At 58.4% G+C, this 13,379-nt stretch carries 7 protein-coding genes; 1 reads left to right on the forward strand and 6 read right to left on the reverse strand.

Features of this window, described 5'->3' with window-relative positions:
• Window positions 1-19: 19 nt before the first annotated feature.
• The 4 genes from ACEPPP_RS11155 to ACEPPP_RS11170 form a co-directional block, all read right to left on the reverse strand.
• Window positions 20-2,932: a M36 family metallopeptidase gene (locus ACEPPP_RS11155; protein ID WP_374086692.1), complete on the reverse strand. Its 2,913-nt coding sequence runs from the start codon at window positions 2,930-2,932 to the stop codon at window positions 20-22.
• 187 nt (window positions 2,933-3,119) lie between these two features.
• Entirely contained in the window at window positions 3,120-3,608 is a 489-nt protein-coding gene (locus ACEPPP_RS11160) for a hypothetical protein (protein WP_374086694.1), read from the reverse strand.
• Between the two features lie 114 nt (window positions 3,609-3,722).
• Window positions 3,723-7,073: an Ig-like domain-containing protein gene (locus tag ACEPPP_RS11165; protein WP_374086696.1), complete on the reverse strand. Its 3,351-nt coding sequence runs from the start codon at window positions 7,071-7,073 to the stop codon at window positions 3,723-3,725.
• Window positions 7,074-7,537: 464 nt separating this feature from the next.
• Window positions 7,538-8,206: an alpha/beta hydrolase gene (locus ACEPPP_RS11170; RefSeq protein WP_374086698.1), complete on the reverse strand. Its 669-nt coding sequence runs from the start codon at window positions 8,204-8,206 to the stop codon at window positions 7,538-7,540.
• 178 nt (window positions 8,207-8,384) lie between these two features.
• On the opposite strand from ACEPPP_RS11170, the gene ACEPPP_RS11175 reads away from it, so the two are divergent.
• Window positions 8,385-8,714, forward strand: a complete 330-nt coding sequence (locus tag ACEPPP_RS11175) for a DUF3301 domain-containing protein (protein WP_374086700.1) — start codon at window positions 8,385-8,387, stop codon at window positions 8,712-8,714.
• An 8-nt stretch (window positions 8,715-8,722) separates the two neighbouring features.
• Here the strand turns inward: ACEPPP_RS11175 and ACEPPP_RS11180 are convergent, their stop codons facing one another.
• Together ACEPPP_RS11180 and ACEPPP_RS11185 are read right to left on the reverse strand one after the other, a co-directional pair.
• Window positions 8,723-10,180: an efflux transporter outer membrane subunit gene (locus tag ACEPPP_RS11180; protein WP_374086702.1), complete on the reverse strand. Its 1,458-nt coding sequence runs from the start codon at window positions 10,178-10,180 to the stop codon at window positions 8,723-8,725.
• On the reverse strand, window positions 10,177-13,377 hold the full coding sequence (locus ACEPPP_RS11185) for an efflux RND transporter permease subunit (protein ID WP_374086704.1): 3,201 nt from the start codon (window positions 13,375-13,377) through the stop codon (window positions 10,177-10,179). The genes ACEPPP_RS11180 and ACEPPP_RS11185 overlap by 4 nt, the downstream gene beginning before the upstream one ends.
• Window positions 13,378-13,379: the final 2 nt, after the last annotated feature.

Raw genomic sequence — 13,379 nt, forward strand, 5'->3', positions numbered from 1 at the left:
CCTAAGATCGCAGCCGAAGTCAGCGGCTTAGAACCAGTTTGTATGGCGATTGTCTTGTGAAACCGCCTCCGAAACCGGCCACCTTGATATAAAAGATTGCAGCCGATGCGCTGGTATTCCTGTAGGTTACCGATTCGGTCGAGCCGACATTATCACTCGTCCTCAGTACATTGCCCGAACTCCTCAGCAGATAGAGGTCATAATCCCTGGCCGGCCCCGTCATACTCACTTTCAAGGTTCGGCCGGCCGCGACACTGATCTTGAAATAGTCCTGATCGGTAGACGTGCCGATATAAGCCACTATGCCCGTTACCGTGTCGGCAACGGCGTTGGCGGCCCGGATGCTGTCGTTGCCCTCAACCTCGTTGTAGCTCGTGGGGGATGATGTGTTGCTGATCGTGAAGGTGGCGTTTGGAGAGGTGCCGACGTTGCCGGCGGCATCGTAGGCCTTCCCAGTCAGGACATGGTTGCCGTCGATGAGCGTGAGAGAATCCAGGGACAGGGTGTAAGGCGAAGCTGTATCCTTACCCTTCAGGAGGTTATCCACGTAAAACTCGACCTGGGTAACGCCTACGTTGTCGGTAGCCGTGGCATTGAAGTTGATGGTGCCGCTGGTTCCGCGCTCGCTGACGGAAATGACCGGAGCTACCTGATCAGCGGTCGCGTTGTTGACGGTGAAGGCCACGGAGGAGGATGCCCCGATGGTGCCGGCGGTGTTATAAGCCTTGGCTGCCAGAGTATGGATGCCGTTAGTCAGCGTGGCCGTGTCCAAGGTTATGCCATAAGGTGAGCTATTGGAAGTGCCTATAATCCGATCGTCAACATAAAATTCGACCTTGTCTATGCCCATATTGTCCGTTGCGGTCGCGCTGACCGTTATCGAACCGGAAACGACGGCACCGTTCGTTGGCGCCGTGATGGCCGCACGAGGTCCATTATTGCCCTGACAGGCGGCGGGAACCGAAAAGCCGTTCGTGGGGCTGGTGCTATCGGGACCGCCGCTCACCGCATCGGTCCCTAAACCAAAGACGGCAAAGGCTGTCCAGATCCGGCACACATCCTCGCCGCCATGAAGGACTTTAGCCGCATCGATGATCCCGTCACGGACCTGGGTAAATGTCGGATTGCACGCCGTGTTTTTCAGCCCTTCATTGACATAAAGCATCATGCGCTGATTGCCGGCGCTGCCCGTCGCATTATAAAGATTCGGGTCGAAGCCCCAATGGTCCACTAGCGCCCAATAGACTTCCCAGGCGGCTTGCGCCCATACCGAACCTACGCCGTGAGGAATGCGCATGCCATTGATGCTGGCATAAGTCCAGGTGTTAACGGCAGGATCGGTGCTGTAAGGCTGCTCGCGAATACCCTCGCCCGTTACCGGCTGACCAAAAGCATAGGTGCCAATGCCGCGAGGGTCTGTCCCTTTGTCGCCGGCTTTTGCGGTATACACCAAACTCCACCAGTCGCTAAGCCCTTCTCCCGGTTGCTGATTATTGGTCAGGCAGTTGACATTGGAAGGACCGCCAACCAGGCGGGTTGAAATGCCGTGACCATACTCGTGAATGATGATGCCGTTGTCCAGATCGCCATCCTTTTCCGGCGTGGTCCTGTTCCACAGATACATCTGCATGCGGGCGGGCGTCCCATCCGGCGGCGTCATGAAGTTAGCGTTATTTGATCCCGAGCCGTCCTGCGCCTCGGCGAGTACCGCATCGTTTCCCTGGCCTCCCTTGCCGTAGTTGTTGGCTTGGAAGTTGCCTGCCGCTTCGTCGAAACCGTACTGGTACTGCACATCATGGATGATGTTGTTCCAATAAAAAAGATTGGTCACGGCCGCGTTTTGATAGGTTCCGGGCGCTGAATCGAGGCTAATCGGGAAGTCGAAACGCAGACTACTTCCGCCATTTGGCCCCGGGCCTGTGTCGGGTGCATTGTTGGCGTCTGTATCCGTGTAGGCATATGCATTGTTCCCGCGGGTTGTCGTAAACTCCGCGCCCCCGCTGCCATTCGTGTCATGCCATCCGAAAGGCGAGGCCGCGGCGTTGGCCGGATTGTCCACCAGGGTACGGCCGTCCGAGGGCGGCAGCGGCGCGATGTGGTTGGGGCTTTCGGCGGGTCTGGCATAGACGCGGTATTGATCGGAAGCCACCCAGTCAAACCGTGTCCAGATTTTGCCGGTCTCGGCATCCACCGTAAAATCGTAGACGTGCTGTTGATCGAGCGTATGGATTTGGAAGTTCCAGACCAATTGCATCATGCCCTTGTGGATGGGCAGCCACATCAGTTTCCCTTCAATCGCTTCCAATGAGATGCCTGCAGGATCCACCGAAGTAACCTGCTGAATACCGGCGGCGGTGTCGAGTGTTTTGGGTGTCACCGGCAAAGACATGCCAAGATGCTGCGCCGCCCTGCCGACGGCTGAAGGCAAATCGAGAGTGGGTTTTATCGCCTTCATTGAGGCTGTCGTACCGGTCATCGCGCTGTTGTTCACGCTTAGGATTCTTTGTTCTTTATCCAGATTGACCTGCATCTGGCCGTTATATACAGGCAGTCCCTGATGGACCTGACGCATGAAGACGTGCGTCGTGCCGGTAATTTTGGAATACACACGATCCGTAACCTCAAGGTTTGCAAGGTCTTGCGCGCTCATGCCGAGCATGGGGGCATTGGCGGATAAAAAATCCCTGATGACTTGCAAGGTTTCCTGTCCTTTCCTGGGTTCCGAAAGATAACCGGTCTGACTGGACAGGGAGCTAATCGCGCCGGAAGTCGCGTCAACAGTGAAAGACAGATCCGGCACTTTCCGAGCCATGTCCGAAATCACGGCTTGTTGAGGGGGGGATATACTTTGCGCCAAGCCTTGATTGAAGGCGATCCTTGCATCGAAACTGCTGTGATCCGCGTTGGGATCCGAATCCACCGCCAATGCCATTCCCATTGACGCCAGAAGGATCAAGGGGAATACAATTACGCTCCCGGGTATTCGCAGGCAACGGAATCCGGGGCTATGTTCGTGACCCGTTTTCATAGGTAAGCCTCCTTTGAAAGAGTGTGAGCACAGACCGTTGCCTTTAAAAATTTGAAGGCAGAACGGCGAAAATAAGGCGCGGACAAGGAATCTAACTTTCTTCCGCCCCTGCGTTTGAATGCAGGCTTCTGCCTGCCATTAGGCTTTTATCCTGGCTAAAATTGGACGCTATTTTCTGGACACGGATCGTGACGAAGTAATCTTCTGGCAAAAGGGATACCCCATCCCTTCGCGGCGGATCGAGCGAAAGCAATGTCAGCCTGTGGCCTTTGAAAGCCGCCGCTTTGGGCTCCTCTTCCGTATTCAGGGCAACGGACTTTTTTTGGCCATCGATGTCGATCACTTCGAATTCGACCTTGCCGTTGCCTGCCCAGACGCAAACGACATTCACAGGACACCGTGAATCTTCAAGAACGGCCTTGAATTTGATGACCAGTTTGCCGTCAGCCGTCATTGCGGATTGCCCGAGTCCCAGCGTACATTCCTTATCAAGAAAAATCCTGCCGGGTTCCGCAAATCCCATATTTATCCCGGCAAAGAACAGGACGACAGCAATAGCGTTGTAAATCCATTGGCGCATTTTCGCCTCCTCAATTCCGATTGATTTTCGAAGCCGCAATCACCGCTAACCTTCAAGGCTGTTAACCGCTCCCAAATTTCCGCCTAATGGCGCCATTTTTAGCACGGTCACGTTTCATCGACTCAGAACCAGGGTATAGGGTGTGGTCGTTGTGTAGGCGCCGCCGAATGCGGCCACTTTGATGAAATAGGTTGCGGCAGACGTGCCGGAGTTTGTAAAAGTCACGGATTCGGTGGAACCTATATCGGCGCTGGTTCTCAACGTGTTGCCGGAACTGTTCAAGAGATAGAGGTCGTAGTCTTTCGCAGGACCGGTCATCTTGACCGTCACGGCGCGGCTTGCAGGGACACTGATCCTGAAATAGTCCTGATCGGTAGACGTGCCGATATAGCCGGTGATCTTCATGACGGTGTCGGCGATGCCATTCGCAAGGCGGGGGATGCCATTGTTTTCGACCTCGTTGTAGGAGGTTGTAGGCAAGTTGTTACTGACCGAAAAGACGATACCCTCTGATGTCCCGATATTGCCTGCCGCATCGTAGGCCTTACCGACCAGCATGTGACTGCCGTCGCTCAAGGAGGTTGAATCCAGCGACAGGCTATAAGGGGGCGCTGTGTCCAGACCTTTTAAGGTATTGTCCACATAGAATTCCACCTTGCCGACACCGACATTATCGGTCGCCGTGGCATTGAAGGTAATGGTGCCGCTACTGCCGCTCTCACTGACGGAAATGACCGGAGGCTCAGCGTCTGCTCCGGGATTGGCGACCGAGAAGGTGACGGGGGGTGATATTCCAACATTGTTCGCCGCATCATAGGCCTTGGCTACCAAGGTGTGCGAGCCATTGGACAACGCCGTGCTGACAAGGGATAGGCTGTATGGCGATGAAGCGTCTGTGCCCTTGAGAACACCATCCAGGTAGAACTCTACTTGGGTCACGCCGGCGTTATCGGTGGCCATGGCAGAGAAGGTGATGGTGCCGCTACTTCCGTTCACGCTGGTGTTGACGATAGGTGACTCCTTGTCACCTCCACCGTCACCGCCATTTTTTACGATCAGGTTTACCTTGTCCAGGATGAAGCCCGTTGCGAGTGCGGCATCCTCTGCGCCCACGAAATAAAGCTGCACGGTCTGGCCTTTGTAGGCGGCCAGATCGAGGCTGAAGACCTTATAGCCCGGGGTCGCATCCCGATTGGTGTAAGTTGCCAGGGTTTTCAGGATGGCCCCGGAACTTTCCCGGAGTTGCACGGATAAGGAATCGTTGGCATCGCCCGTAGTCCCCTCTTTGGTTTCGATGTGCAGGGCGTAGCTCAGGGTGGCCTGTGCGGCATCGGCCGGAATGGTGACCGATTGGTACAGGCTGACGCTCATTTTTGAGCCGGTGCCGCAGAACTTGGCCATCTTGGTGCCATCAAAAGCGGTTTGACCCAGGATGGCGCCAATCTGCATGCCCGAGGTATTCGACCAGCCCACGCCATAACCCTTCTCAAAACTCCCGTTGCGGATCATCTGTCCGTTGGCGATGGTAAAGGACATCGATGCGTTGGTGTACTGGCCCGTGGTATCGGTAGCCTTGGCGACCAGCGTGTGCATCCCGTCATCCTGCAACAGGGAATCATAGGTCATCGCATAGGGGGCTTGTGTGCTTGAGCCCACCAGAGCGCCATCGAGCAGGAATTCGACCTTTACCACCCCCTTGTCATCAACGGCGGTGGCGCTGAATGAGATCATTTCCTTGTCCCCACTTTCGCTGACCGTGACGGTAGGTGGCGTATCGGGGCCGGACCATGGCATGCCGACATTGATGCCGGCAAAGGCGTTCCATACGGCAATCTCCTCGGGGCCTGAAATCGGAAACAGGTCTCGTACCGCCTGGATTAGGGCTATTCGGGCGCCCGCGTAATCGGTGGAGGACGTCATGTAGGCGGTCAAGGCGCGGAACCATATTTTGGCGGCCTTATCGTTGCCGATGCCGGTCATGCCTTGCGGCAAGAAGGCAGAAGATGTCTCTCCCGTCGGGGTTGCACCCTGGCTCAGGAAATAAAAGGCGCGATTCATCGGGCCCGAGCTGTAATGCACGTTCAGGTTTTTTAGGGTGGGGCTCCAGGCGTCGGCGCTGTTGCCGTCCTTGCTGGGCTTGTAGAGAAAACGCATCTTCAGGGGATAGGCGGGCGTCGTGATCTGTTCGCCTTGCGTCCAGGTCCCCCCGGTGTCGGGAATCGCGCTGCCCTTGCCGCCGGCTCCCCGCGTATAGAATTCAGCCATCGCTCCCATGATGTCGGAGTTGGCTTCGTTCAGGCCGCCGGACTCTTTATTGTAAATAAGGCCCGCCGTGGTCGAACAAACCCCATGGGAAAATTCATGGGCCGCGACATCGAGCGAGGTCAGCGTCTGCAGTTTGGTGCCGTCGCCGTAGGTGATGCACTTGCAATAGTCCGAATAGAACGCATTATCGTAGGCGAAATCGTAGTGCACGCGCGCATAGGTCGGGCTGCCCAGGCCATCGATACCGTTACGCCCGAACACGTTCTTGTACATGTCCCAGGTTGCCTGTATCCCGAAAGCCGCATCCACCGCGGCGGTCTGCCCGTTAGCGGAGGTCGTGGATTCGGGATCCTCCTTGAAATTGCTGCCGTCGCCCCAGCTATTGTCGGGATCCACATAGAGGGCGCCGGTGCCCTCAGTGGCGTGATCGAGGTTGTAGATCACGTTGCCGCCCCTGACAGGCCGGGTCAGATCGCGGAGCTCGTGGCCCATACTGACGCTATTGGTATTAAGGCTGACGGCGCCGCTGTACTGGCTCTTGCCGTCGCCAAGGGATTCCGCCGTTTGCAGGCTATCCCATTTCTCGATGATCTGCCCCGTGTGTGCATTCACCAGATAGTCTGTATGCCGGGTATCGCCCGGACTCTCAAGCTCGGTATGCACGTAGTAGGCCAGTTGATAGCCCTTGGTTTCGGTAACGAAATCTTCGGCATTCAATTGATTTTCGGGGACAAGCGACTTGCTTGGCAGTACCTGGTTCGCCGTTTCAGGATAGATCACCAGTTCGATGGTGGGTGTGTGGACGAATTCGGAGCGGGGAACTAGGTCGGCCTTGACGACGCTCAACGCCTCGGTGGCGGAAAGTTTCGGTGTGATGTCGACATGGATGTCCTGCTGCAGTGCGGAAGTTGGAGGCAGTTCCTCTCCGCTAGCCAGCCTGTGTGTGATCACTTCACCCCCCCAGATGCGCACGCCGTGGTAAAGCTGGTCAAAACGGACGTGGGTCTGTCCCAGCGGGTCCTGCTCGAGGCTTTGCAACTGAAAGGAGTGATTCTCGTCGAGCCCCAGCGCTTCGCGCATGCCGATAAGCTGCTGTTTCGATTGCAACGTCAGCTCTGCGCTGGTGGGATTTGCAGCTGTGGCGGGAGAAACCGTCAGCTGAGCGAGGCTGAGGCAAACGGCAAACCGGATGTACTTCATAAAGCGCTCCCCGTATCAATTCAGTCATTTGGAACAACCGACAGAATGCATAAAGCGGCGGACTTATCGGCACCGATGAAGGGTGGTGTGATGACCGTTTTATATTCTTAAGATAACCTTATACGCTTTTTATTTCAGATTGACAATCAGTCTATCGAAGCGGCGGGAGATCAAAATGGTCACGTTTTCACTTGACTCAGGTATAGGAAGATGGGGTTGACAAAATATCCATGAAAAACCCGAAAGACGCGAAAAAATGGATGGGGCAAATTGGGTACAAGGACAAAGCGTGTTACAAAACACAAGGTGCCGTGTTTGAGGCGTGTAATGGTCAATCTCGGCCGCTACCCGAAAGCCTTGGTTGAGCCCATTGCGCTATGAAATTTTTCGAGCCTTTCGGGATTTTTGTGGACAATGATGTAACATCAGGTATTCATTCAGACTTGCTCCGGCATCCCTGGCGTTTACCGGAAGATGGCATTGATAAAGCGGGCAATGCGTTCGATTTCCTCGATGCATACCGAATGGTCCATCATGAAGTCGCACCATTCGACAGGATAGCCCCAGTCCAGCAGTTGATCGCTGGTTTTCTTGCCCAGTTCGACCGCAACGACCGAATCGAGGATGCCGTGCGCGATCAAGACCGGCATATCCTGATTGGCGGCGGAGCGAACGTCATCCATTTGTCCGAGGGTCGGCAGGAAGGTCGACAGCGCCACGATGCCGGCCAATCTTCGTGAATGGCAGAGGCCTGCATGCAGAGCGATCGAGCCGCCCTGCGAAAAACCGGCCAACAGGATATGTTCCGGGGGGATGCCCTTGGCGATTTCAGCCTCGATCAGCTGCTCGATGGCTCGGCTGGAGTCATAAATGCCGGCAACATCCGCCTTCAAGTCGCGGGATAGTTCGAGAATGTCGAACCAGGCGCGCATGGTCATGCCGCCGTTGATCGTGACCGGGCGATAAGGCGCTTCGGGAAAAATGAAATGGATGTTAGCCTCGGCCTGCAGCCTGAGCTCGGGCACGATCGATTCGAAGTCATGGCCGTCGGCGCCGAGACCGTGCAGCCAGATGATCGAATAGCGGTGCTCCGCGGTGGGTTTGATTTCGACGGTACTGAGGGGTGAGTGCATAAGTATCCTTTTCTCTGGCTTACCAGAAATTGCCGGGAAATTTGGGTAAATCGGGGTTCATCGCATCCCTGGGCTGGGCGTCGGCGATCCCCAGGTCCAGTTAACCGATCAACATTTCGGCCAATCTTAGTACAATTGGCGTTTCGCTGACAAACACTAATCCCGCTGATCCGACCCCATGCAAGCCGATATCGTTTCCATTGTCATTTTGATCGCCGCGTATCTGTACTGGCGCCACGCGCAACAAGTCAAGGAAATCGCTTTCGCGGCGACGCGGCGGCAGTGCCGGCTTTACGGTGTGCAAATGCTGGACGACTATATCGCCTTGAACCGCTGCGCCCTGGCGCGCGATAAGACCGGGAAAATGCGCCTGCAGCGGCGTTTTACCTTCGAATTTTCGGCAACCGGCGAAGATCGCTATCAAGGCACTTGCGTGATGCTCGGCACGGACGTGGCCGCCATCGAAATGCCGGCCTACCGGCTTCCGGAGGATTCGAGCCCAGGCTAGCTCGGGCATCATTTTGCCGCCGTAAGCGTTTCCCAGCCGCCGCCCAGGGCTTTGTAGACCGCGATCAACGCGGTCGCCACTGCGGTTTCGCTCTGCGCCAACTGGCGCTGATCCTGCAGCAAGCGTAATTCGGTATCCAGCACGGTCAGAAAATCGGTTATGCCCTCGGTGAAGCGCAAATGGGCCAACTGATGCGCCTTTTCGCTGGCCTCGGCCGCCGAGGCCAGCAGCGCCCGCCGGCTGCGTTCCTGGTTATAGGCGACCAGGGCATTTTCGGTTTCCTCCAGTGCATTCAGCACGGTCTGTTCGTATGCCGCCAAATTGGCCTCGGCTTGGGCGTCGGCGGCCTTGATGCGGGCATAGACCCGGCCCAAATCCAGCGCCGCCCAGCTGATGCGAGGACCGGCCGAATAGGCGTCGGCACCGGCCGCGCCGAGGCCCGAAAGCGTGCTGGCTTCCAGCGACAGGGTGCCGACGAAAGTCACGCGCGGAAACAGGTCGGCGGTGGCGACGCCGATGCGGGCGGTCGCGGCGGCCAGCGTGCGTTCGGCGATGCGAATGTCCGGACGACGGCGCAGCAGCTCGGCCGGGTTGCCGATAGCGATCGTTGCCGGCAGCTTCGGGATCGGCGCAGGCTTCGACAGTTTCGCGGTGAGCGCGCCGGGCGTTTGGCCGGTCAGCACGTCAAGCCGGTGTATCGCGCTTTTGATCCCGGTTTCGATCAGCGGAATGGTTGCCCGGGTCGAATCCAGTTGCGCCGAAGCCCTGGACGTATCCAGCTCGGTGCCGCGGCCGATTTCGAGTTTGGCGCGGGTAATGTCCAGCGTTCGCGTCTGGTTGTCGGCGTTTCTTCGGGCCACTTCGAGCTGGTTCTGCAGGCCGCGCAATTCGAAATAGTTGCGGGCGACCTCGGCGATCACGCTGACGCTAAGATCCTGCAGGCTGGCTTTCTGGGCCTCGACTTCGTCGCTGCTGGCTTCGATGTCGCGGCGCACGCGGCCGAAGAAATCGACTTCCCAGAACGCATCGAAACCGGTGCTGTAAAGTTTCAGATCACGCGGCACGAAGGCCCGATTGTTCAACGCGCCGACGCTGCGCTTCTGATCGGTGTAATTGGCGTGCGAACTGATGATCGGCGCCAGGTTCAGGCCGGCTTCCAGATACAGCGCCCGGGCTTCGCGCAGGTTCGCGAGCGCGCTCTTCAGGTCGTAATTGTGGCGCAGGGCCTGATCGATCAGAGCGTTCAGTTCGCTGTCGTTGAACAGCTTCCACCAGTCTTTTTGCGTCGCCTGTCCGGAATATTCGTTATGCTCGGCGTTCGCGAAGGCGGGCGGCGTTGCCGTTGCCGGCCTCTGGTAGTCGGGTCCGACCGCGCAGCCGCCCAGTGCGGCTGCGCCTGCGATGGCGAGCGCGAAAAGGCGGCTAGGTAAATACCTCGGTGCGCGCAGTGAGATAGGTTGAATCATGAGTCTGAGCCGGATGAAGATGGATCGGCCGGCACGGGGCCGGTTTTATGTTTTGACGATGCCAGTCGCTGCGCCAGCGCCTGCACGGTCACATAGAAGACCGGCGTCAACAAGAGGCCGAACAGGGTCACGCCGGCCATGCCGCTGAACACCGCGGTGCCCAAAAGCCGGCGCGATTCGGCGCCGGCGCCTTCGGCGATCACCAGCGGAAACACGCCCATGATGAACGCGAACGAGGTCATCAGGATCGGGCGCAGCCGGATGCCGGAGGCCTCGATCGCGGCCTCGAAGCGGTCGAGGCCTTCTTCCTGCCGGCGTTTCGCGAACTCGACGATCAAAATCGCGTTTTTGCTGGCCAGCCCCACCAACACGATGAAACCGACCTGGGTGAAGATGTTGTTGTCCATGCCGCGCAGCCAGATGCCGGCCATCGAGGACAGGATGCACATCGGCACGATCAGGATCACCGCGAACGGCAGCGACCAGCTTTCATACTGGGCCGCGAGCGCCAGAAACACGAAAATCACGCTGAGCGGAAACACCAGCATCGCGACATTGCCGGCCAGCACCTGCTGCAGGCTCAGCTCGGTCCATTCGAAGCCGAAGCCGGGCGGCAGTTCCGCGTTCAGGAGCCTGTCCATCATCTCGATCGCCTGGCCGGAGCTGACGCCGGGCAAGGTGCTGCCGTTGATTTCGGCGGCCGGATACATGTTGTAGCGCGTGATCTTGTCCGGCCCGGTAATCGCCTTCACATCGACCAGCGAGCCGAGCGGCACCATGCCGCCCTTAGCGTTCCGGGTCTTCAGTTCGCTGATGTCCGACGGCTGCATCCGGAATTCCGAATCGGCCTGGGCGACGACCTGATAGGTGCGTCCGAAGGCGTTGAAGTCGTTCACATAGAGCGAACCCAGGTAAATCTGCAGGGTGTCGAACACATCCTTCAACGGCACGTCCATCGACTTGACGCGCGTGCGATCGACATCCAGAAACAACTGCGGCACGCCGGAGCGGAAGGTCGTGAACAGGCCGACCAGGCCCGGTTGCTGATTACCCTTGGCGATCATCTCCGTGTTAACTTGCTGCAGTACGTCAATGCCGGCGTTGGTGCGGTCCTGGATTTGCAGCTTGAAGCCGCCGACCGCACTCATGCCCCGGACCGGCGGCGGCGCAAACACCGCGATATAGGCATCCTGGACCGTGGCGAGACGCTGCTGCAGCTTTTTGACGACCGCATCGGCATGCAGATCGGGCCGGCCCGCGCGCTGATCGAAATCATCGAGTCGGGCGAACATCGTCGCGACATTGGACTGGCTGGCCCCGCTCAGGATCGAAAAGCCGGCGTAGGCATTCAAGTGCTTGACGCCTTCGGTGTCCAGCACGATGCGCGTCGCCTGCCGCACCACGGCCTGGGTGCGGGCCAGCGAGGCGGCATCCGGCAACTGCGCATACAGGATCAGATAGCCCTGGTCCTGCTGCGGAATGAAGCCGGTCGGCACCTTTTCGAAGGCCAGGAAGTTCAGTCCGTTCAGCCCAATATAAAGCGCCAGCACGACGGCGGTCATCCGGATCAGCCGGCCGACCAGGCGCGCGTAGCCGGCGCTGAAGCGGTCGAAAAACCGGTTGAAGCCGCCGAAGAACCAGCCGAACAGGCGATCGATCAGGCGCGTCAGCTTGTCCTTGTCTCCGTGCGCCCGGTCCAGCAGCACGGTGCACAGGGCCGGGCTCAGCGTCAGCGAATTGAATGCCGAGATCACCGTCGACACCGCGATCGTCAGCGCGAACTGTTTGTAGAAAGCGCCCGAGACGCCGGTGATGAAGGCGGTCGGCACGAATACCGCGACCAGCACCAGCGCGGTCGCGATGATCGGGCCGACCACTTCCGACATCGCCTTGCGCGCCGCTTCCCTGGCTTTCAGGCCGAGCGCGATATGGCGCTCGACGTTTTCGACGACCACGATCGCGTCGTCCACGACGATCCCGATCGCCAGCACCAGGCCGAACAACGACAAGGTGTTCAAGGACAGGCCCAGCGCGGCCATCACCGCGAAGGTGCCGATCAGGGACACCGGCACCGCCAGCAGCGGAATGATTGCCGGGCGCCAGTTCTGCAGGAACACCACGACCACGATCACGACCAACAGGAGGGCCTCGAACAGCGTCTTGACCACCGCGTCGATCGACTGCTGCACGAACACGACCGTGTCGTAGACCATGTTGTATTCGAGGCCCTCGGGGAAGCGGGTCTTCAGTTTCTCCATCGCCTCGACGACCGCCTTCTTGGTGTCCAGGGCGTTCGAGCCCGGCAGCTGGAAGATCGCGAGGCCGACGGTCGGCTCGCCGTCCAGGAACAGGCCGGAGTTGTAGTCCTTGGCGCCGAGTTCGATGCGGGCCACGTCCTTCAGCCGGGTCACCTGGCCGTCCGCGCCTTTTTTGATCACGATATCGGCGAACTGTTCGGCTTCCATTAGCCGCCCCAGTGTACTGACCGTATATTGGAAATCGGTGTTTTCCTTCGACGGTTGCTGGCCGATCACCCCGGCCGCGACCTGAATGTTCTGCTCGCGGATCGCGTTGACCACGTCGCTCGCGGTCAGGTTACGCGCGGCGACCTGCTCGGGATTCAGCCACAGGCGCATGCTGTAGTCGCGGGCGCCGAACACCAGAATCTCGCCGACGCCGGGAAGCCGCGCCAATATATCCTTGATTTGCAACAGCGCGTAATTGCTCAGGTAAACGCTGTCATAGCGCTTGTCCGGGGAGATCAGGTTGACGACCAGGCTCAGGTCCGGGCTGCGCTTCTTGACGCTGACGCCCTGCCTCCGCACTTCCTCGGGCAGCCTGGGTTCTGCCAGAGCGACCCGGTTTTGCACCAGCACCTGGGCCTTGTCGAGGCTCGTGCCCGGCTTGAAGGTCACCGTCAGCGCCATGCTGCCGCTGTTGGTCGACTGGGAAGACAGGTAGAGCATGTCTTCGACCCCGTTGACTTCCTGCTCGATCGGCGTCGCGACCGTTTCGGCGACCACCTTGGCGTTCGCGCCCGGATAAACCGCGCTGATCACGACGGTGGGCGGCGCGATCTCCGGGTATTGGGCGATCGGCAGTGTGATCAGCGCCAGCCCGCCGACCAGCACGATCAGGATGGACAACACCGAGGCAAAGATCGGCCGGTCGATAAAGAAATGCGTGAAGCGATCCATGG

This window comes from Methylomicrobium lacus, assembly GCF_041897535.1.
Classification (GTDB): Bacteria; Pseudomonadota; Gammaproteobacteria; order Methylococcales; family Methylomonadaceae; genus Methylomicrobium; species Methylomicrobium lacus_A.